The organism is Streptomyces sp. NPDC019443 (assembly GCF_044389785.1).
Classification (GTDB): Bacteria; Actinomycetota; Actinomycetes; order Streptomycetales; family Streptomycetaceae; genus Streptomyces.
The window spans coordinates 978,931-998,241 of record NZ_JBIRYJ010000001.1 but is presented as its reverse complement, the minus strand read 5'-3'; the positions used below and the strand labels follow the sequence as shown (position 1 = coordinate 998,241).

The following is a 19,311-nucleotide window of genomic DNA, read 5'->3' as shown; positions in this document are numbered from 1 at the left end:
CGATGTCCAGCAGAAAGCATTCGCTTTCGCCTCACATTTCCGGGACGACTTCCTTGCGTGTCTGCACGCGCCGGGACGAGCTGTTCGAGCTCACCGACGCGCGGCGCGGACTTGCTCAGCGGTTCCGGGTCCGTCCTTGATCGGAAGATCCGGACGCATGAGCGGCGAACGAGGCGCGGTAGGCGCGCGGGCTGGTGGCGAGGCGTGAGGCGAAGTGCTGGCGCATCGTGATCTCGCTGCCGAAGCCCGTACGGCGGGCGACCTCGGGCATGGGCAGGTCGGTGTGTTCGAGGAGCTTCTGGGCGGCTGCGATGCGCTGGTCCAGGAGCCAGCGCAGCGGCGTCGTGCCGGTGGCCGCGGCGAAGTGGCGGGCGAAGGAACGTGCCGACATGCCCGCGTGGGCTGCGAGGTCAGCGACGGCGAGCGGTTCGTGCAGGTGGTGGAGGGCGTACTCGCGCACGGAGGCGAGGGCGTCGGCGTCGCGGTCGGTGCGCGGGGTTGGGTGCTCGATGAACTGAGCCTGGGTTCCGGTGCGGAAGGGGGCCGTGACCATCGAGCGGGCGATCGTCGCCGCCGCCTCCGCGCCGTGAGCCGTGCGTACCAGGTGCAGGCACAGGTCGATGCCGGCGGCCGTACCGGCGGCGGTCCAGATGTTGCTGTCCTCGATGAAAAGGGCGTCGGGTTCGGCGGTGACGCGGGGGTGATGGGCGCGGAGCAGATCGACGAGGTTCCAGTGTGTGACCGCGCGGCGGCCGTCGAGGAGACCGGCCTGGGCGAGTGTGAAGGCGCCGCCGCACAGGGCGGCGATGGTGGTACCTCGGATGTGTGCGCGGCGTAGGGCTTCGAGTACCGGTTCGGGTGCCGGGGTGAGGTGGTCGTCCAGGCCGGGGACCAGGATCAGGTCGGCACCGGCCAGCCAGGCGAAGGAGCGGTCGGGGGTGAGGCTGAGACCGCCGCGCATGGGGACGGGCGTGGTGTCGGCGGCGACGCGACGCAGGTCGAAGGCGGGGACGCCGCGGTCGGTGCGATCCGTGCCCCAGACCTCGGTGATGACGGAGACGTCGAAGGCTCGGACGCCCGGGAAGCTGACAAGGGCGACACGGTACGGGACGGGGTCGGCTGCCACGGTGGCAGTAAACCATCGATCGCTGACTTGCACCCCTCTGGGGCCGGGTCGACCGGGGCGGCAGCATCGTGGGTATGGAGATCGCAGAGAACGCAGCACTGGTCGTGGTGGACGTACAGAAGGGCTTCGATGAGCTGGACTTCTGGGGCCGGCGGAACAATCCCGAGGCTGACGAGAACATCGCCTCGCTCATCGACGCATGGCAGGCCACGGGGCGGCCGGTCGTCTTCGTCCGGCACGACTCGTCGAAGCCGGACTCGCCGCTGCGACAGGGGCACGAGGGGAACGGTTTCAAGGAGTACGTCGAGCAGCGGCGAGGAAAGGGGGCCGCGGCGGAGCTGTTCGTGACGAAGACCGTGAACTCGGCCTTCTACGGGACACCGGACCTGGGCGCGTGGTTCAGGGCTGAGGGCATCTCGCAGTTCGTGGTGGCCGGGATCCAGACCAATATGTGCGCGGAGACGACGGCACGGATGGGTGGAAACCTTGGGTACGAGGTGCTCTTCGCGCTGGACGCGACGTACACATTCGATCTCGAGGGGCCGTTCGGCTGGCGACGGTCCGCGGACGAACTGGCGCAGGCGTCGGCCGTGTCACTGCACGGCGGAGGCTTCGCCACGGTGGTGACGACCAAGGAGGTCGTGGCCGCAGCGCGGTGAGGACCAAGGAGGTCGTGGCCACAGTCGCCTGAACGCGGCCCACCCCGCATACGGGCGCATCGGCGAGACCGGGACCGCACCCGCCCCGCCGGACCGGATCCGGCGGGGGCAGGCCCGGTCACGTGGGCAGGCGCGGTCAGGCGGGGGCAGGCCCGGTCAGGCGTGGGCAGGCGCCGAGGGCTCTGTGCCGGTCTGCGTGACCACGGACGCAGCGACCCGCGACGCGTACTCCAGCATGGTCCCGGCACGCTCCGGGGACAGCGCGCGCTCCCGGCTTCCCGTGGTGCCGAGCCAGGCGAGGACGCCCGCCATGAACGCGTCCCCGGCACCGATCGTGTTGACCACCTCGACCGGTACGGCCGGTACGGACACGGGCGGACCGTCCGGGGTGTACGCGGCCGCGCCCCGCGCGCCGCGCGTCAGCACCACCAGCCGTCCCTCCGCCGCCAGCCGGCGGCAGCTCTGGTCCGGGTCGGTGTCCGGCCAGAGCCGCGCCAGGTCCTCGTCGCTGGCCTTGACGACATGGGCCAGCGCGCACAGCTCGCGTAGCAGCGCCAGGCCCCGGCGGGGGTCGAGCGTGCGGTCCTCGCGCACATTGGGGTCCACCACCAGCAGCGAGTGCCGGGCAGCCGCCCGCGCGGTCGAGGCGACGGCCTCCGCGGCCGGTTCGACGACCGCGGCCAGGGCTCCTGCGTACACCGCGCCGAAGCGCCCGACGTCGGCCGCCCGGTCCGGGAACCGGAAAGTCGCGGTGGACTGGAGGTGGAAGTGGTAGCCGGTTCCCGCCTCCCCCGGGTCGGCGACGGCCAGCGTCGTGGGGAGGTCGGAGCGGGCGCAGAGGCTTAGATCCACGCCCGCGTCCACCAGCCGCCGCTCGATGGCCCGCGCGAAACCGTCGCCGCCGAGGGCTCCGGCGAACGCGACCGGCCTGCCGAGGCGAGCGAGGCCGACCGCGACATTGGCGGGGGCGCCGCCCGGCTGTGCGCGCCGGACCTCCGGGTCACCTGCCACGGGGACGAGATCGATGAGCGCCTCGCCGAGCACCAGTACGGCATCGGACCCGCTCACGGCTCCACCACGATCTTGCGGCCCTGTCCCGCCTTGAACCGGTCGATGGCCTGCGGGTACTGCTCCAGCGGCAGCCGGTCGCTGATGAAGACGGACGGATCGAGCACCCCGGTGGCGAAGAGCGCGGCGGCCCGCTCGTAGCTGTGCAGCACTGCCATGGAGCCGGTGATGGTGATCTCCTGGTTGTAGATCCGATACGGCTCGATGACCGCGGTCGTCGCGTAGTCGGCGACCCCGAACTGCAGGAAGGTGCCTCCCTTGGCGACCCGTCCGAGACCGTCCTGGATGGCACCGGCGTTGCCGGTCGCGTCGATGACGAAATCCCAGCCGCCCGGCTGGTCCAGCTCCTCGGCGGTGGCTGCCGAGCGGGAGCAGCCGAGCAGAGAGGCCGTGGCGAGGCGGTCCGGATTGATGTCGAGTACGTCCACGCCCGCAGCGCCGGTGCGCTTGGCAAGCTCCAGCATCATCAGGCCCATGGTCCCCGAGCCGTAGATCAGCACGCTGGAGCCGAGAGTGCTGCTGCTCAGGACGTCGTATCCGCGGACCGCGCAGGACAGCGGCTCGATCAGCGCCGCGTCCTTGACGTCGATGTGGTCGGGCAGCCGTATGCAGTTCGCGACGGGCGCGACGGCGAACTCGGCCGCGCCGCCGGGCACGGTGACGCCGATGGCCGCCCAGCGGTCGCAGAGGTTGCCGCGTCCCGCCCGGCAGTAGCGGCATTCGTGACAGTGCAGGGACGGATCGACAGCGACACGGTCACCGACGGCCAGTTCGGTGACGTCCCTTCCGATGCCCACGACCTCGCCGGCGAACTCATGGCCGGGCAGGATCGGCAGGGTCGGCGCGAACTCGCCCTGGAGAATGTGCAGATCAGTGCCGCACAGACCGCACGAGGCCACGGAGACGACGACCTCCCGCGGTCCCGGTGTGGGGTCGGGAACCGTCGTGACGGAGACCTTGCCAGGGGCTTCGACGATCGCTGCCCTCATTTAACAGCTCCAAGAGAGAGGCCCTGGACAAGCTTGTCCTGGGCGGCGTAGCCGGCGGCGAGGACCGGCAGGGACACAACGACGGACGCGGCGCACAGCTGGGCGAGGAAGAGGCCCTGGCTGGTGACGAATCCGGTCAGATAGACGGGTGCGGTCTGGGCGACGACGCCGGTGAGGACCCGGGCGAAGAGCAGCTCGTTCCAGCTGAAGATGAAGCAGATCAGCGCGGTTGCGGCGATCCCCGGAGCGGCCACCGGCGCGACCACCCGGGCCAGGACCGTGGGCAGCCGCGCGCCGTCCACCTGAGCGGCCTCGATGATCGAGACCGGCACGTCCGCGAGGAAGGACTGCATCATCCACACCGCGATCGGCAGATTCATCGAGGTGTAGAGGAGGACGAGGAGCCAGATGTTGTCCAGCATCCCGGCGTTCTTCGCGAAGAGGTAGATGGGCAGCAGACCGGCGACCACCGGCAGCATCTTGGTGGAGAGGAAGAAGAACATCACGTCCGTCCACTTGCGTACGCGCCGGATGGAGAGCGCGTACGCCGCGGGGAGGGCGAGGACGAGTACCAGCAGCGTGGAGAACGCGGACGCGGTGAGGGAGTTGATCAGGGACGGCCAGGGGCTCGGTCCGCCGCCCGCGCCGAAGAACTCCCGGTAGCCGGCCAGGGTCAGCGGCGCGGCGAGGGAGGGCGGATTGGTGGCCGCGTCCGCCTCCGAGTGCAGTGAGGTCAGCAGCATCCACACGGCCGGCAGACAGAACCCGAGGCCTGCCACCCAGGCCAGCAGGCCCAGCGCCGTGGAGCGGCGCCTGGCCCGGCGCGCGGCGGGCGGCAGGGGCTCGGGGCGGGCTGCCTTCGTCGTGGGTCCGGGGGCCGGAGCGGGCGCGGTGTGAGCGGTCATGCGCGGTTCGCCTCCTCACGGAAGAGGGACGAGACCACCCGGAGCGCGAACGTCGCGATGATCATCGTGCCGATCACGACGACGACTCCCGCGGCGGACGCCAGTCCGTACTCGTGGGCTTGGTAGAAGGTCTGGTAGATCGTGTAGGGGAGGTTGGCGGTGCCGAGGCCTCCGGAGGTGATCGTGAACACCGCGTCGAAGTTCTGGACGATGTACACGGAGCCGAGCAGGACGCCCAGTTCGAGGTAGCGGCGCAGATGCGGCAGGGTGAGGTAGCGGAAGGACTGCCAGCTACTCGCTCCGTCGAGGTGCGCGGCCTCCATCATGTCGGCGGGCCGGCTCTGCAGTCCCGCGAGCAGGATCAGCATCATGAACGGCGTCCACTGCCACACGAGGGCGGCCTCGACCGCGATCAGCGGCATGCCGGATATCCAGTCCGGCTGGGCGGGTGTGTCGTCGCCGAAGAGCCCGGCGATCCAGGTCCAGGCGCCGTTGAGGAGCCCGTACTCCGGGTTGTAGAGCGCGTGCTTCCACAGCAGCGCGGCCGAGACCGGGACGATCAGGAAGGGCGTGATGAGCAGGGTGCGCACCATGCCGCGGCCGAAGAAGGTGCGGTCGAGGAGCAGGGCGAGCCCCAGACCGAGCACCACGGTCGCGATGACGACGCTCGCGGTGAGCAGGACGGTGGTGAAGACCGAGTCGCGCAGCTCCGCGTCGGTGAACACGGAGGTGTAGTTGGACAGTCCGGCGAAGCTGCGCTCGTCGGGGCTCAGTGAGTTCCAGTCGAAGAGCGAGATCACCAGCGTGGCGACGAACGGCAGCTGGGTGACCGCGATCAGGAAGACCAGGGCCGGCAGGAGCGGCGCCCGGGTGGCCCAGGCCCGCACTCCCCCCTTTCTCTGCTTCGTCTTCCGCGTCTGCTTCGACCGGACCGTGGGGGACGGCGGCTGTGTGGTGACGGAGGCACTCACTGCTGCTCCTTGCCGACCTTCTCGGCCAGCTTCTGGGACTTGGCCAGGGCCTGGTCGACGGACTGGCGGCCGGCGATGGCCGCGCTGATCTCCTGCGAGACCTTGGTGCCCAGATCGGTGAACTCGGGGATGCCGACGAACTGGATTCCGGCCGCCGGGCGGGGCTGAGTGCCGGGGTTCTCCGGGTTGGCGCTTGCGATGGCCTTCTCGGTGATGTCCGCGAAGGCGCCTGCGGCCTTGCGGTACTCCGGGTTGGCGTAGGTGGAGGCCCGCTTGCCCGCGGGCACATTGGCCCAGCCGCTCTTCTCGCCGACCAGCGCCTCGTACTTCTTGCTGGACGCCCAGGAGATGAACTTCCAGGCGCTGTCGGACTTCTTGGATGCCTTCTGCATGCCCCAGGCCCAGGTGTAGAGCCAGCCGGAGCTCTCCGTCTTCTCCACCGGCGCCGGTACGTAGCCGATCTTGCCCTTCACCGGGGACCCGGACGCTTCCAGGGAGCCCGCTCCGGCCGTGGCGTCGTACCACATCGCGGTCTTGCCCTGTGTCATGTTGTTGAGGCACTCGGCGTATCCGGACTGGGCCGCGCCCGCTTCACCGTGCTCCCGCACCAGGTCGACGTAGAACTGGGTGGCCTTCTTGAACTCCGGGGAGGTGAGCTTCGCCTCCCAGTCCTCGGTGAACCAGGTGCCGCCCATGGTGTTGACGACAGTGGTGAGAGGGGCGATGACCTCGCCCCAGCCGGGGAGTCCGCGCAGGCAGATGCCCTTCATCCCGCTCTCGGCGCCGTCCGCCTTCGCAGCGAGGTCGGCAACCTGCTGCCAGGTGGGCTGCGCCGGCATCTTCAGCCCCTTGTCGGCGAAGACGTCCTTGCGGTACATGAGGAAGGACGACTCGCCGTAGAAGGGCTCGGCGTAGAGTTTTCCGTCCTTCGCGGTGAGCGATTTCCGCAGCGGCTCGAGGATGTCGTTCTGGTCGAAGGCGGTGTCCTTCTTCGCGTACTCGTCGAGCCCGTGCAGCCAGCCGTTCTTGGCATAGAACGGCACCTCGAAGTTGCTGATGGTGGCGACGTCGTACTGGCCCGCCTGGTTGGAGAAGTCCTGACTGATCTTGTCTCGGACGTCGTTCTCCGGGAGCACCGTGAAGTTGACCTTGATGCCGGTCTCTTTGGTGAAGTTGTCCGCGGTCAGCTTCTGCAGTTCGACCATCTGCGGGTTGTTCACCATGAGTACGTTCACTGCCTCGTCCCCCGCGGAAGAGGAGGCGCCTGCTCCGCTGCACCCCGCGAGAAGTGCCATGGCGGCCGTGCCGGCGCCCGCACTCAGGCGGATTCCACGTCGTCGTCGCTGGAGGTGCATGATTTCTCCTGATCATTCGTAGCGGCTCGGTGATCGGTGGTTCAGGACATGACGGCTCTGCCCTCGGCCGGGCGGCCGGGGATCAAAAGGCCTATGGGGTAAGGCAGTTGTGCGGCATGAGCGTGCTCAGACGCGGATGACCTGCGGGCCGAGGAGGGAGTAGCGCTGCGCCTCGGCCGAGGGCAGGCCCGCGTCGGTGACGATGGCCTCGAAGTCGCCGACGTCGGCGAAGCGGCAAAAGCTCACCGCCCCGAACTTCGAATGGATTCCGGCGAACACGCGGCGGCGTGCGCTGCGCATGGCCTGTGCCTTGACCTCGCTCACCGCGGGGTCCGGTGTGGTCAGTCCGTACTCTCGGGAGATGCCGTTCGCGCCGACGTACGCCAGATCGATGACGAAGTCGGCGAGCATCCGGGTGGCCCAGTGGTCGACCGTGGCCATGGTGCCGCCGCGGACGCGCCCGCCGAGCAGCAGCACGGAGATCTTCTCGGCGTCCGCGAGGACGGTCGCCACCGCCAGGGACGCGGTGACGACGGTCAGCGGCCGGTCCCGCGGCAGCGCTTCGGCGACGAGCTGCGGGGTGAAGCCCTCGTCGACGAAGACCGTCTCGGCGTCACCGAGCAGATCGGCGGCGGCCGTCGCGATCCGTGACTTCTGCGGCACATGACGGGTGGTCCGCACCGCGAGCGTCGTCTCGAAACCGGCGGACTCGACGGGGTAGGCGCCGCCGTGCGTACGCCGCACCAGACCGTGTTCCTCCAGGGCGTGCAGATCCCGCCTGATGGTCTCCTTGGCCACCTGGAACTGGCCGGCCAGCCGGTTGACATCGACCGACCCGTCCCGCCGGGCCGTCTCGAGAATTCCCCGTCGGCGTTCCTCGGTGTCCACGGCACACTTCCCTGCTTCTGTCCTGTAGCGCTGTCCGTGCGATGTAGGCGCGCTGTTTCGTGCGCTGTCGGTGCTTCCGAGCCCGGCGTCCGTTCGGGCTCATGCGTCGTTTGTACAAGCAGGTACGCCCGCTCGACCAGGCTCTTCGCAGGATTTGCTGTGCCCGTTCTTGCCCGTTTCGGCGAGGCCGTCGGCGCTGGTAGTGCGGGCCGGGGCACGCATCGCGGCGCAGCGCGCTGCCCGCTTGGCACCTTTTGGGCGTCCGAACGGTGCCCGCGGGCGGACACTGGGGCGACGGCGCGATCCAGCCGTCCCGGAATGCGGAAGCGTCCGGAGGGCTTGAGGATCGATGAATGGCTGGCTCCGCCTGTACGTATGCGTAGGGGCGGGACATGGATTTTCCGACGGACATCCAGGAGCACACTGATGAGTGGAACAGCCCAGATCGGCGTCACGGGGCTCGCGGTGATGGGCCGCAATCTCGCCCGTAACTTCGCGCGCAACGGCTTCACGATCGCCGTGCACAACCGCACGGCGGCCAGGACGCGCGAGCTGGTCGAGGAGTTCGGCGCCGAGGGCACGTTCGTGGCCGCCGAGTCGGCCGAGGAGTTCGTCGCGGCCCTGGAGCGCCCCCGCCGCCTGGTGATCATGGTCAAGGCGGGCGATCCGACGGACGCCGTGATCCAGGAGTTCGCGCCGCTGCTGGAGGAGGGCGACGTCATCATCGACGGCGGCAACGCCCACTTCGCCGACACCCGGCGCCGCGAGAAGGAACTGCGGGAGCGCGGCATCCACTTCGTGGGCACAGGTATCTCGGGCGGCGAGGAGGGTGCGCTGCACGGGCCGAGCATCATGCCGGGCGGCTCGGCCGAGTCGTACGCCTCGCTCGGCCCGCTGCTCGAGAAGATCGCCGCGAAGGCTCCCGACGGCACCCCGACCGTCGCGCACATCGGCCCGGACGGCGCGGGCCACTTCGTGAAGATGGTGCACAACGGCATCGAGTACGCCGATATGCAGCTGATCGCCGAGGCGTACCACCTGCTGCGCGCGGTCGCGGGCTACTCCCCCGCGCAGATCGCCGAGACCTTCCGCACCTGGAACACCGGGCGGCTCGACTCGTATCTGATCGAGATCACGGCCGAGGTGCTGGCGCACACGGACGCGGCGACCGGAAAGCCCTTCGTCGACATCGTCACCGACCAGGCGGAGCAGAAGGGCACTGGCCGCTGGACGGTGCAGATCGCCCTCGATCTGGGGGTGCCGGTCTCCGGCATCGCCGAGGCGGTCTTCGCCCGCTCGCTCTCCGGGCACGCGGACCTGCGCGAGGCCTCACGCTCCCTGCCCGGGCCGACGGCCCGGCCGCTGGGCGAGGCCGATGCCGCGCGCTTCGCCGACCAGGTCGAGCAGGCGCTGTACGCGTCCAAGATCGTGTCGTACACGCAGGGCTTCCACCAGATCCAGGCGGGCAGCGACGCCTACGACTGGGACATCGACCTCGGTTCGGTGGCCGCGATCTGGCGGGCCGGCTGCATCATCAGGGCGGCGTTCCTCGACCGCATTCGCGAGGCGTACGACACCCGGCACGACCTGCCGAGTCTGCTGTCGGACAAGCAGTTCGCGGAGGAGATCGGCGCGGCGCAGGACGACTGGCGCGAGGTGGTCTCTGCGGCCGCCCGCCACGGCGTCCCGACGCCGGGCTTCTCGGCGGCCCTCTCGTACTACGACGCCCTGCGCGCCGAGCGGCTGCCCGCGGCGCTCACCCAGGGCCAGCGTGACTTCTTCGGTGCGCACACCTACCGGCGGACCGACCGCGAGGGTTCGTTCCACACCCTGTGGGGCGGCGACCGCTCGGAGGTGCGCACCGACTGATCAGCCCTGCGGGCCGATTCAGCTCGCCGGACCAGGCTGGGGTTCGGGCTCCGGCGGCGGTACGGGTTCGGGGCCGGGGCCCGGCGGCTGCGGAATGGGGTCGGGCGCGGGTCCCGGCGGCGGCCCTGGCACCGGCCCCGGGCCCGGCAGCGGTCCGGGATCAGGTCCGGGCGGCCCCGGCGACGGGATCGGCGAAGGCGGGACAGGTGGGTGGGTCATGCCAGACCTCCAACGGTTCAAAGTCGTGCGTTCCCAATGTCTCCCGGTGCGCGTGCCCACGCGCGCCGGGTCCAGTCATCATGATCCGCACCTGGTGGCCAGGGCGGCGGCCCGCAGCCCGGACCGCGGGCTGGACAGGACGGGGACCGCAGTCGTCGTACGGTCTGCCGCGTCCGCCATCGACACCTGGGCCAGCACGATGACATCCGTGGCGGGTACCCCGTCGACCGCGGCGGCCACGGCGTCCAGATAGCCGTCGCGGTCGCCCGCCTCGATGCGCTCCCAGGCGTCTGCGACGAGCAGCGTGCGGACGTCGACCGCGCGGCCCGCGGCCTCTTCGCGGATCAGCGCGACTGTCGGCTCCAGGGTGCTGCGCAGGGCGGCGACCACCACGATCCGGTCCGCCGCGGCGGCCGCGGCTGCCATCGGGCGGTCGACCCGCAGCACCACAACGCCGAGGTCCGCGGCGCACGCCTCGGCGACGCCGCCGATCGTGGAGCAGGTGACGAGGACGGCGGCCGCACCCTCGGCGACGGCCCCGGCGAGCACGGCGGCGACGGCCGGCGCGACCGCCTCGGGGCTCTCCTCCCGGGCCCGGGCGAGGAGATCCTCGTCAACGAGATGACGCAGCGCGAGACCCGGATGGTCCGCGTCCCGAAGGGCGTCGAAGACCGGGACGTGGACCGGGGAGGTGTGCAGCAGCGCCAGCATGGACCGAATGCTAGAGCGTGGCCGGCAGTAGCGCCGTCCGCCCGGTCACCAGAGCTGCGGCTGGTCCTTCAGCTGCTCCTCCGCCGTGCGCACCAGCTCGGCCGGCGGCTTGGGGGCCTCGTCGGGGTGGCTGTGGGCCCACTTGGCCGCGTACGGGCACAGTGGCACGACGGGCACACCCTCGCGCGCCCCCATCGCGTAGAACTCGCGCACCAGCGCGCTCGCGATGCCCTTGCCCTCGTGCTCCGGTTCCACCACGGTGTGCACGGCGACCAGGGCGGCCGGCGTGGCATCGAGGGTGAAGTAGGCGATGTGGCCGGTGACTTGACCGTCCTCGTACGCCTCCAGGAGCCCCCTCTGGCGGTTGTCGCGGATGTCGGGTTCTGCCATGGCGGCTGTCTCCTTCGGGCGGGCAGGACGCCGGGAACGGTCACACGGCGGCGTGCGGTCGGACGACGGCGTGGGTCAGACGACGGCGTGCGGGCTGCGGTCCGTACGGCTGCCGGGCACCGGCGCGGAGGCGTCCGAGCCGAGGGCGACGATCCGGTTCTCCGCGTCGACATGGACGACGCTGGGCACCAGGGTGCGCGCCTCGGCGTCGTCGACCTGGGCGTAGCTGATCAGGATCACCAGATCGCCGGGGTGCACAAGGTGAGCGGCCGCGCCGTTGATGCCGATGACTCCCGAGCCGCGCTCGCCCTCGATGACGTACGTCTCCAGCCGGGCGCCGTTGGTGATGTCCACGATGTGGACCAGCTCACCAGGGAGCAGATCGGCGGCTTCCAGCAGAGCGGCGTCGACGGTGACGGATCCGACGTAGTGCAGGTCGGCCTGGGTCACGGTGGCCCGGTGGATCTTGGACTTGAACATGGTACGCAGCACGGCGGCACTCCCGGATCTTGGCTCCCTGCCTGCGGCTGCAGGTCAGGGGCGGTTTCCATACCCAACTGTCTGTTGCATCCTCGGGCAGACTCAGCAGTGTTTCAGGTCGTGCTGACCCATTGCCGCCCTTGCCCGACACCACGTCGGCTGAGTGCGGAGGCGTTGCCTGCAACCTTCCGCCCCGTCCCACGTGGACCCCACCAGCCTACGCAACCGCTCCCAGCTGCCCGGCCGAGCGTGCAGGCGAGGCGTTCAGGGCGCTGATCCGAGCGCTGGTGCTCGGCGATCCGGGCCATGTACCGGGGGCGGGTGAGACGGAACGTGCTGGTGCCAAGAATGCGTACTGGGTGCGCGCCGGCGCCATGTGCCGGCCCGTGCGGGCCAGGGGGCCGCCGCCGGCGAGGACGGGCTACTCTCCGGCGGCGTCCGCGCGGGCCTCGCCGGACTGCGTAGCGGACTGCCTCTTGGCCCGCTTGCCGAGCACCGCGGCCGCGGCGAGCGCACTGCCGAGGAAGGCGACGGCCACCACCCACGGCTGGTCGAAGCGGTGCCTCGTCGCGTGATCGAGGGAGTAGCGGCCGGGCCCGGCGATGCCGACAGCGGCCGCCGTGAAGCCGAGGGAGGCCGGGTACTCGAAGCCGCCGGCCTGGTTGAAAAACCCGGCGGGCGCGTGCACCGACACCGCCCCGGCCATCGCGCCCGCGGCGGCGGAAGCGGCCCCGGGGGTTGCCAGACCCAGTGCGAGCAGCGCCCCGCCGCCCGCCTCGCCGAGCCCGGCGGCGACGGCGCTCGGCCGGCCCGGGCGGAATCCCATGGCTTCCCTTCCATGGCCTGCGCGGTCGCATCAAGACCGCCGCCGCCGAACCAGCCGAACAGTTTCTGTGAACCGTGCGCCGCGAGGACCGCGCCGGTGCCGACCCGCAGGACGAGCAGGCCGAAGTCGCGTCGGTCGAGGCAGGTCAGTGCTGACGCGGTCAGGTGGGGCGTACGGGATCCACTCTCGTACGAGTCCGGCCGCCGTCCGCTGCGCTGCCGCGTCATACGGGTGACACGGACCAGGTGATCCACTGGCCGGAACCGTGCGGTAGATTTTGCACGCCCTTGACCAGCATCAACTTATGGACACGGAGACCGTCCCCTCAATGAGCGACATCCTCTACGGACTTGGCCGCGCGAGCACGTACGGCGCCCTCGGTGTGGTCCTCCTGATCCTCGGCATGGTCCTGGTCGACCTGCTGACGCCCGGAAAGCTGGGCCGGCAGATATGGGAGGACCGCAACCGCAATGCCGCGCTGCTGCTGAGCTCCGCGCTCCTGGGCATCGGCGGCATCGTCTTCACCTCGATCTGGACGACGTACGACAACTTCGGCAAGGGCCTCGCCTCCACCGCCGCGTTCGGTCTGCTGGGCCTGGTGATGATGGGGGTGGCATTCCTGGTGGTGGACCTGGTCACGCCGGGCAAGCTGGGCGCGACGCTGGTCGAGCCGGAGCCGCATCCGGCGGTGTGGGTGACCGCGTCCTGCAACCTGGCGGTCTCGGCCATCGTCTCGGCGTCCATCGCCTGAGGTCGGCCAACAACGCAGACACGCACAGCGACCAGCAGGGCAGTTGATATTCTCGGAGCTCGCCCGGAGCCCCCGGGCGGGGGCTTTAGGGCGGAACCATGAAGCCGCGTCTGGTGTTCGTTGCATGGCATCGGCGGTCCGCGGGACGCAGATGCCGAACTCAAAGCCTGGCTGCGTGCGTTGGCCGACGGCGCCCGCGCCGCGGGCCATTCGCGCCGGTCCTGGATCTGGTGCAGGACTGAGCGGCGGATCGGAGACGAAGGCCCCGAACTCCGCGCCGGCCAGGGCCGGTTGACGGGGACGGGCCAGCTACGGTCGCCCTACGGCCGTCGGCTGGTGGTGGGCCGTTTCCGACTGCGCGGCACCGGGGGGCGGGAGCCGAACGTGGTCTTCAGTCATCTGCCGCAAGACCGTGAGCGAGCGCGACTGATGGGGCTTCCCGTCCCAGAGCCGGGCGAGTGGGTGAGCTTCCGCACGCCGTAGACCGATATGCCCTCATGTCACGGCGTGATCCAGAAGTGGTGCATCGCGTACGAACTCCAGGGCCGCCACCCCTCCGCATCCTCCGCCTCCGCCCCGGCGCGCCGCATCCCCGCCTGGACCGCCGCGTCCCCAGTCAGCAGTACATCCGGGTCGCCGAGAGCGCGCATCCGGATGTAGCCCGCCGTCCAGGGGCCGATGCCTGGCAGAGCGAGCAACTGCCGCTCGGTCTCGTCCCGGTCGGCGCCCGGGTCCAGGGCCACCGCGCCCTCCGTGAGCGCGGCCGTCAGCGTACGCAGCGTGGCGCGCCGCGCGTCGGGCATGTCGAGTTCGCTCAGCGCGGCCGCCGCAAGCTCGTCCACGCGCGGGAACAGATGCGTGAGCCCGCCGCTCGGCTCGCACAACCGCTCTCCGTACGCAGCCACCAGCGCGTCACCGAGTCGCCGACCCGCCGCCACCGAGACCCCCTCACCCAGTACTGCCCGTACGGCGAGTTCGTGCGGGTCGGCCGTGCCGGGGGCACGCAGGCCTGGGCGTGCGGCGACCAGCGGGGCGAGCGCCGGGTCCGTGCCCAGGCGTTCGGCGACGGCGCACGGGTCGGCGTCCAGGTCGAACAGGCGGCGCATGCGCTGCGTGGCCGTCGTCAGGTCGCGCAGGTCCGCGAGGTGCAGCCGGCATTCCAACCAGCCTCCCGGGCCCGGCTGTTCGCCGACTTCGGCGACGCCGGGCCCGCCGGGCAGCCGCAGGGTGCGCCGGTAGACGCGGGAGCCGCGCTCGCCGACGAGTTCCTCGATTCCGGTGACGGCGCGGCGGCCCAGGTAGTCGAAGACCTCAACGGCGGCGTAGGGACCGCGGTGCGCGAGTCGCAGCGGCACTCCGGCAGCGGCACCGTTCTCGGGAGCGACCGGGCCGAAGCGTGAGCTGCGGCCGGGCCGGGCGGAGCGGAGTTCGCTGGGGGTGGCCGCGTAGATCTCCCGGATGGTGTCGTTGAACTGCCGTACGCTCGCGAACCCTGCCGCGAACGCGATCTCCGCCGCCTGCATGGTGGTCGTCTGCAGCAGCACACGCGCGGTGTGGCCGCGCTGGGCCCGGGCCAGGGCGATGGGGCCCGCGCCGAGTTCCGCGTTCAGCTGGCGCTGCACCTGGCGGGCGCTGTAGCCCAGGCGGCTGGCGAGGCCCGCGACACCCTCGCGGTCCACGATGCCGTCGCCGATCAGCCGCATGGCGCGGCCGACGACGTCGGCGCGGGCGTTCCACTCGGCGGAGCCGGGCACGGCGTCGGGGCGGCAGCGGCGGCAGGCCCGGTAGCCGGCGCCCTGGGCCGCCGCGGCCGTCCGGTAGAACGACACGTTCCGGCGCTTGGGTGTGATCGCGGGACAGCTCGGACGGCAGTAGATCCCCGTGGTGGACACGGCAAAGAAGAACACGCCGTCGAACCGGGCGTCCCTGCTGCTCACCGCCTCGTACCTGCTGTCCTCGATCGTCATACGGCCAGTATGGACACCGCGCCGGGCGCTCGGCTGGCGGAAATCGGACGTGACGTTCGACCTGGGAAAGTCACCCGGCATTCCTGAGTGACCGGCGGCCCGGCGGCCGGATCATCCATCTGCCGTCGATCGCGGCACTGCGGGGCCCGGGTTCGTACGGCGGATCGAAGGCCGCGGTCAATACGTACACCTTCGACCTGGCCCAGAAGCTCGGCCCGGAGGGCATCACGGTCAACGCCGTCGCGCCCGGATTCGTGGCCGACACCGAGTTCTTCGGCGACCGGACCACCCCGGAGTTCATAGCCTCGCGGGTGGCCCAGTCCCTGACGGGCAAGCCCGGCCTCCCCGCGGAGATCGCTGCGTCGGTGCGGCATGTCGCGTCGCCCGAGGCGGCGTATCTGACGGGCCAGATCCTGCACATCAACGGCGGCGCGGCGCTGGGCCGCTAGGACGACCCTGACCAGTTCGCGCGTCTGCCCGGACTCTCCTGACATGTCTGGGATGATGCCCGCACGCCGCCCCCGGGCGCGAGCGATCACTGGAGGAGTCATGGCCGGTCAGTTCGAGGCAACGGTCGAGATCGACCGCCCCATCAAGGAGGTCTTCGCCTTCCTCGCCGACGGAACGAACGATCCCAAGTTCAGCCCCAGGGTGCAGGAGATCGCGAAGTCGCCGGAGGGCCCGACCGCGGTGGGCACCGTCTTCGAGAGCACGGTCAAGGACGCCGGGATGAAGAGCAAGCGGCAGTTCCGGATCAGCGAGTTCGTGCCGCCCACCAAGATCCGCTGGACGGAGATCTCGAAGAACCTCGTGACGGCCGACGAGGGCGGATACGACCTGGAGTCGACCCCCGACGGCAAGACCCGCGTCCGCATCTTCAACAGGCTCGAAGGCCATGGCATCGGCAAGCTGCTCGTGGGCCTCGCCCTGAGCGCGGCACGCAAGGACGCCGACGCGTTCGGCCGGCGGATCAAGGCGGCCGTCGAGGCGTCCTGAGCGGACCCGCGGCAGCTGTGAACCCTACGGTTCGTGGGGCCGAAGCATCCTCCGCACCCGCACGGCACCCGCACCCGCTCTGGCTGCACCCGCACCCGCTCTGGCTGCACCCGCACCCGCTCTGGCTCGCCGAGCGCTTCGCGTGACCGGAGCAGAAAAAAATCTTGGCGCAGGATGTCGAAATCGCGGCGCCTGCTTCTACCTACTCGTGAGAGCGCCGGTGAGGGCGCGACAGAGGACGAAGGAGCAGACCATGAAGTACATGCTGCTGATGCAGTTCAGCGAGCGGACCGCGGACTTCCCGAGGATCGACACCTGGACCCCCGAGGAGATCCAGGCGCACATCGCGTTCATGCTGGACACGAACAAGAAGCTCGTGGACAACGGGGAGTTGGTGGACGCCCAGGGTCTGGCCGGTCCGGAGACCGCCAAGATCGTGCGGGCCGGAGCCGAATCAGCCGCCCCGGTGATCACCGAGGGCCCCTACCCTGAGACCAAGGAGTTTCTCGCCGGGTACTGGATCGTCGACTGTGACAGCCCCGAGCGGGCGATCGAGCTCGCGGCATCCGTGTCGGCGGCTCCCGGCCCCGGCGGAGCCCCGCTGAACATGCCGATCGAGGTACGCCAGGTGATGTCGGCGCCGACTGAGGAGTAGCGAGCACTGGCCGGACCCGGGCAGACCGCCGCCGACCTGCTGCGCGAACTCGCGCCGCGGGTCGTGGGCGTGCTCACCCGGCGCTTCAGGGACTTCGACGCCGCCGAGGACGCGGTGCAGGAGGCGCTGCTGGCGGCGGCGACGCAGTGGCCGGAGGAAGGGCTGCCGCAAAATCCGCGGGGCTGGCTGATCCAGGTCGCGAGCCGGCGGATGACCGAGCAGGTGCGCAGCCAGCAGGCTCGGCGGCGCCGCGAGGATCTCGCGGCACGGCGCGAGCCGGCCGACCGGCAGTCGGCGCCGTCGGCGGACAGTGATGACGTGGTGGAGCAGGACGACACCCTGACTCTGCTGTTCCTGTGCTGCCATCCGGCTCTGACGCCGAGTGCGGCGATCGCGCTCACGCTGCGGTCGGTCGGCGGGCTCAGCACGACCGAGATCGCCAGCGCCTTCATGGTGCCGGACGCCACGATGGCGCAGCGGATCAGCCGGGCCAAGCAGCGCATCAAGTCCTCGGGAGTGCCCTTCCGGATGCCGGGCGAAGAGGACTGGCCGCGCCGCCTCGCCGCCGTGCTGCACGTCCTCTATCTCATCTTCAACGAGGGGCACACGAGCAGTTCCGGCCCGCAGTTGCAGCGTGTCGAGCTGTCCCGGGAGGCGATCCGGCTGGCCAGGGCGCTGCACGCGCAGCTGCCCAAGGACAGTGAGGTCGCCGGGCTGCTGGCGCTGATGCTGCTCAACCACGCCCGGAGCGGGGCGCGGTCCGGCCCGGGCGGTGAGCTGATCCCCCTCGCCGAGCAGGACCGCAGCCTGTGGGACGCCGAAGCGATCGCCGAGGGCGTCGCGCTCCTCACCGAAGCGCTGCCCAGGGGTCCACTCGGCCCGTACCAGGTGCAGGCGGCGGTGGCCGCCTGCCACGACGAGGCGAAGACGGTCGAGGAGACCGACTGGCCGCAGATCCTCGCGCTGTACGGCGTACTCGAGCGCCTCTCCGCCAGCCCCGTCGTCTCCCTCAACCGCGCCGTCGCCGCCGCGATGGTCCAGGGACCCGCGGCCGGCCTGCGGATCCTTGAGGAGCTTCAGAGCGACGGCCGGCTGGCGGGGCACCACCGGCTGTATGTCGTACGCGCCCATCTCCTCGACATGGCCGGTGACCGGGAGGCCGCCGCGGAGAACTACCGTGTTGCCGCGAGCCGTACGACGAGCCTCCCCGAGCGGCACTACCTCACACTGCGGGCCGCCCGGCTGGGCACGCCCGGCGAGTGAGCCGCAGGACGGCGGCGCCGCCGGACCGGCCCGTCAGCGGGCGCGGCCGGCCAGTCAGCGGGCGCTGTGCACGATGGCCAGGGGTGCGCCGAAGGGGTCCAGGAACATCGCAATGCGGCCCACGCCCTCCGCGTCCATCGGCGGGATGAGCGTGGTGGCACCGCGCTCGGTGGCCTTGGCGAAGGTGGCGTCGACGTCGGCCGCTTCGAAGTACGGATGCCACTCCGAGCGGGAGCCCGCGTCCAGGTTCTCCTGCGGGAGCTGCATGATGCCGCCGTGCATGGCGTCTTGGCCGCCGCCCGACGGGGAGACGACGGAGTAGGTGATGCCGGCGAACGGCATGTCCTGGAAGCCCCACGAGAACACGGAGCGGTAGAAGTCCTTCGCGGCGGCCGCGTCCGTGGTGTACAGCTCGACCCAGCTCAGCGTATTCACATCGGTGACCGCGCCCAGGCCCTTGGTGTCGCCGGACTGCCAGACGGCGAATTCGGCACCGGTCGGGTCGGTGTACGCCGCCATCCGGCCTTCGGTGAAGACGTCCATCGGCTGGAGGCGGACCGTGCCGCCGGCCTGCTCGACGGCCTTGGTGGTGGCGTCGGCGTCGGCGGTCAGGAAGTACGGCGTCCACGCGGAGGTCGCGCCCTCCTCGGTGAGCGGGCCGATCGCGGCGACGGTCTTCCCCTCCACCTGGAAGAAGCCGTACCCCCCGGCCTCCGGTCCCATGGTCCGCAGTTCCCAGCCGAACAGGTCCCCGTAGAAGGCTGCGGCCGCGTCCAGGTCGGGGCTTCCGAGGTCGAGCCAGTTCGGCGCGCCCGGGACGTATGTGGTGGTCAGCATCGCAATTCTCCTCCCGCGAGTGCGCGGTGGATGACGGATGTGGTCAGTCGCCTTCAGCATGCCAGCCCCCACTGACATCCGCCGTTCCGCGCGCCGCGACACCCTGCCGCACACGAGAGCGCACCAAGTGCGCCCGTTTCAACCCAATTGGCCCGACGGTCCGTCAGCTCCCCGGCCCCGCGCCGCCTCCCGCGGCTCGCGCACCCCGGCCCCTACCGGGAGCCCGCACGGGGGCGACAAGGGTTTTCCCCGTATCGGGTTCATCTCGGCGTTCCCTACTGTCTGCCGCACCGGCGGATCCCATCCTCTGACTCTTTAATGTCAGGTGCATGTAAATCATGGGTTCCCTCGGTGACGGCCCTTGACCAGGGGCCGTCGCGCCGGCG

18 protein-coding genes and 2 pseudogenes are annotated in these 19,311 nt (G+C 70.7%); 7 read left to right on the top strand and 13 right to left on the bottom strand.

Annotated features, from left to right (window positions below; all coding sequences use genetic code 11):
- Positions 1-115 precede the first annotated feature (115 nt).
- Positions 116-1,126 (bottom strand): GlxA family transcriptional regulator, encoded by a 1,011-nt coding sequence (locus ACH492_RS04540; protein WP_398982635.1) that lies wholly within the window; start codon positions 1,124-1,126, stop codon positions 116-118.
- A gap of 74 nt (positions 1,127-1,200) precedes the next feature.
- Here ACH492_RS04540 and ACH492_RS04535 point away from each other — a divergent pair, with 74 nt between their 5' ends.
- A complete protein-coding gene (locus ACH492_RS04535; RefSeq protein ID WP_398982633.1) occupies positions 1,201-1,785 on the top strand; it encodes a cysteine hydrolase family protein in 585 nt (194 codons plus the stop codon).
- A 156-nt stretch (positions 1,786-1,941) separates the two neighbouring features.
- Here ACH492_RS04535 and ACH492_RS04530 read toward each other — a convergent pair whose 3' ends face one another.
- From ACH492_RS04530 to ACH492_RS04505, 6 genes are all read right to left on the bottom strand, one after another.
- Positions 1,942-2,853 (bottom strand): PfkB family carbohydrate kinase, encoded by a 912-nt coding sequence (locus ACH492_RS04530; RefSeq protein ID WP_398982631.1) that lies wholly within the window; start codon positions 2,851-2,853, stop codon positions 1,942-1,944.
- Positions 2,850-3,842 carry a zinc-dependent alcohol dehydrogenase family protein gene (locus ACH492_RS04525; RefSeq protein ID WP_398982629.1) on the bottom strand — a complete coding sequence of 331 codons (993 nt, stop codon included), beginning with the start codon at positions 3,840-3,842 and terminating at the stop codon, positions 2,850-2,852. Before ACH492_RS04525 ends, ACH492_RS04530 begins: the two co-directional genes overlap by 4 nt.
- A complete protein-coding gene (locus ACH492_RS04520) occupies positions 3,839-4,747 on the bottom strand; it encodes a carbohydrate ABC transporter permease (RefSeq protein WP_398982627.1) in 909 nt (302 codons plus the stop codon). The genes ACH492_RS04525 and ACH492_RS04520 overlap by 4 nt, the downstream gene beginning before the upstream one ends.
- Positions 4,744-5,718, bottom strand: coding sequence for a carbohydrate ABC transporter permease (locus ACH492_RS04515; RefSeq protein ID WP_398982625.1), 975 nt, complete (start codon positions 5,716-5,718; stop codon positions 4,744-4,746). Before ACH492_RS04515 ends, ACH492_RS04520 begins: the two co-directional genes overlap by 4 nt.
- On the bottom strand, positions 5,715-7,073 hold the full coding sequence (locus tag ACH492_RS04510) for an ABC transporter substrate-binding protein (protein WP_398982623.1): 1,359 nt from the start codon (positions 7,071-7,073) through the stop codon (positions 5,715-5,717). The genes ACH492_RS04515 and ACH492_RS04510 overlap by 4 nt, the downstream gene beginning before the upstream one ends.
- Before the next feature lie 126 nt (positions 7,074-7,199).
- Positions 7,200-7,961: a DeoR/GlpR family DNA-binding transcription regulator gene (locus ACH492_RS04505; protein WP_398982621.1), complete on the bottom strand. Its 762-nt coding sequence runs from the start codon at positions 7,959-7,961 to the stop codon at positions 7,200-7,202.
- A 426-nt stretch (positions 7,962-8,387) separates the two neighbouring features.
- Between ACH492_RS04505 and gndA the strand changes: the two genes are divergently transcribed.
- A complete protein-coding gene (gndA, locus tag ACH492_RS04500) occupies positions 8,388-9,830 on the top strand; it encodes an NADP-dependent phosphogluconate dehydrogenase (protein WP_398982619.1) in 1,443 nt (480 codons plus the stop codon).
- A 297-nt stretch (positions 9,831-10,127) separates the two neighbouring features.
- Here the strand turns inward: gndA and ACH492_RS04495 are convergent, their stop codons facing one another.
- From ACH492_RS04495 to ACH492_RS04480, 4 genes and pseudogenes are all read right to left on the bottom strand, one after another.
- Positions 10,128-10,760 carry an arylsulfatase gene (locus ACH492_RS04495; protein WP_398982617.1) on the bottom strand — a complete coding sequence of 211 codons (633 nt, stop codon included), beginning with the start codon at positions 10,758-10,760 and terminating at the stop codon, positions 10,128-10,130.
- 45 nt (positions 10,761-10,805) lie between these two features.
- Positions 10,806-11,156, bottom strand: a pseudogene (locus tag ACH492_RS04490) (GNAT family N-acetyltransferase); the annotation flags it as partial.
- 69 nt (positions 11,157-11,225) lie between these two features.
- Entirely contained in the window at positions 11,226-11,642 is a 417-nt protein-coding gene (panD, locus tag ACH492_RS04485) for an aspartate 1-decarboxylase (protein ID WP_398982615.1), read from the bottom strand.
- A gap of 409 nt (positions 11,643-12,051) precedes the next feature.
- Positions 12,052-12,605: pseudogene (locus ACH492_RS04480) on the bottom strand (DoxX family protein).
- Positions 12,606-12,784: 179 nt separating this feature from the next.
- Between ACH492_RS04480 and ACH492_RS04475 the strand changes: the two are divergent.
- Positions 12,785-13,207 (top strand): DUF350 domain-containing protein, encoded by a 423-nt coding sequence (locus tag ACH492_RS04475; RefSeq protein ID WP_398982613.1) that lies wholly within the window; start codon positions 12,785-12,787, stop codon positions 13,205-13,207.
- A gap of 500 nt (positions 13,208-13,707) precedes the next feature.
- Here the strand turns inward: ACH492_RS04475 and ACH492_RS04470 are convergent, their stop codons facing one another.
- Positions 13,708-15,174 carry an AlkA N-terminal domain-containing protein gene (locus ACH492_RS04470; protein ID WP_398982611.1) on the bottom strand — a complete coding sequence of 489 codons (1,467 nt, stop codon included), beginning with the start codon at positions 15,172-15,174 and terminating at the stop codon, positions 13,708-13,710.
- Positions 15,175-15,257: 83 nt separating this feature from the next.
- On the opposite strand from ACH492_RS04470, the gene ACH492_RS04465 reads away from it, so the two are divergent.
- The 4 genes from ACH492_RS04465 to ACH492_RS04450 all read left to right on the top strand — a co-directional run bounded on the left by ACH492_RS04465 (position 15,258) and on the right by ACH492_RS04450 (position 18,088).
- Positions 15,258-15,623, top strand: a complete 366-nt coding sequence (locus ACH492_RS04465; RefSeq protein ID WP_398983316.1) for an SDR family oxidoreductase — start codon at positions 15,258-15,260, stop codon at positions 15,621-15,623.
- Positions 15,624-15,723: 100 nt separating this feature from the next.
- Complete coding sequence (locus ACH492_RS04460; RefSeq protein ID WP_398982610.1) at positions 15,724-16,170, top strand: SRPBCC family protein; 447 nt, start codon at positions 15,724-15,726, stop codon at positions 16,168-16,170.
- 253 nt (positions 16,171-16,423) lie between these two features.
- Complete coding sequence (locus tag ACH492_RS04455) at positions 16,424-16,825, top strand: YciI family protein (RefSeq protein ID WP_398982608.1); 402 nt, start codon at positions 16,424-16,426, stop codon at positions 16,823-16,825.
- A 6-nt stretch (positions 16,826-16,831) separates the two neighbouring features.
- Positions 16,832-18,088 carry an RNA polymerase sigma factor gene (locus tag ACH492_RS04450; RefSeq protein ID WP_398983314.1) on the top strand — a complete coding sequence of 419 codons (1,257 nt, stop codon included), beginning with the start codon at positions 16,832-16,834 and terminating at the stop codon, positions 18,086-18,088.
- 54 nt (positions 18,089-18,142) lie between these two features.
- Here the strand turns inward: ACH492_RS04450 and ACH492_RS04445 are convergent, their stop codons facing one another.
- The gene (locus ACH492_RS04445; protein WP_398982606.1) at positions 18,143-18,925 is read right to left on the bottom strand and encodes a VOC family protein; all 783 of its coding nucleotides are present in this window, start codon (positions 18,923-18,925) and stop codon (positions 18,143-18,145) included.
- Positions 18,926-19,311 lie beyond the last annotated feature (386 nt).

Coding starts and splice junctions, on each gene's coding strand:
- ACH492_RS04445 (WP_398982606.1), bottom strand. CDS start 18,925: ATGCTGACCACCACATACGTCCCGGGCGCGCCGAACTGGCTCGACCTC.
- ACH492_RS04475 (WP_398982613.1), top strand. CDS start 12,785: ATGAGCGACATCCTCTACGGACTTGGCCGCGCGAGCACGTACGGCGCC.
- ACH492_RS04510 (WP_398982623.1), bottom strand. CDS start 7,073: ATGCACCTCCAGCGACGACGACGTGGAATCCGCCTGAGTGCGGGCGCC.
- gndA (WP_398982619.1), top strand. CDS start 8,388: ATGAGTGGAACAGCCCAGATCGGCGTCACGGGGCTCGCGGTGATGGGC.
- ACH492_RS04470 (WP_398982611.1), bottom strand. CDS start 15,174: ATGACGATCGAGGACAGCAGGTACGAGGCGGTGAGCAGCAGGGACGCC.
- ACH492_RS04455 (WP_398982608.1), top strand. CDS start 16,424: ATGAAGTACATGCTGCTGATGCAGTTCAGCGAGCGGACCGCGGACTTC.
- ACH492_RS04535 (WP_398982633.1), top strand. CDS start 1,201: ATGGAGATCGCAGAGAACGCAGCACTGGTCGTGGTGGACGTACAGAAG.
- ACH492_RS04525 (WP_398982629.1), bottom strand. CDS start 3,842: ATGAGGGCAGCGATCGTCGAAGCCCCTGGCAAGGTCTCCGTCACGACG.
- ACH492_RS04460 (WP_398982610.1), top strand. CDS start 15,724: ATGGCCGGTCAGTTCGAGGCAACGGTCGAGATCGACCGCCCCATCAAG.
- ACH492_RS04495 (WP_398982617.1), bottom strand. CDS start 10,760: ATGCTGGCGCTGCTGCACACCTCCCCGGTCCACGTCCCGGTCTTCGAC.
- ACH492_RS04520 (WP_398982627.1), bottom strand. CDS start 4,747: ATGACCGCTCACACCGCGCCCGCTCCGGCCCCCGGACCCACGACGAAG.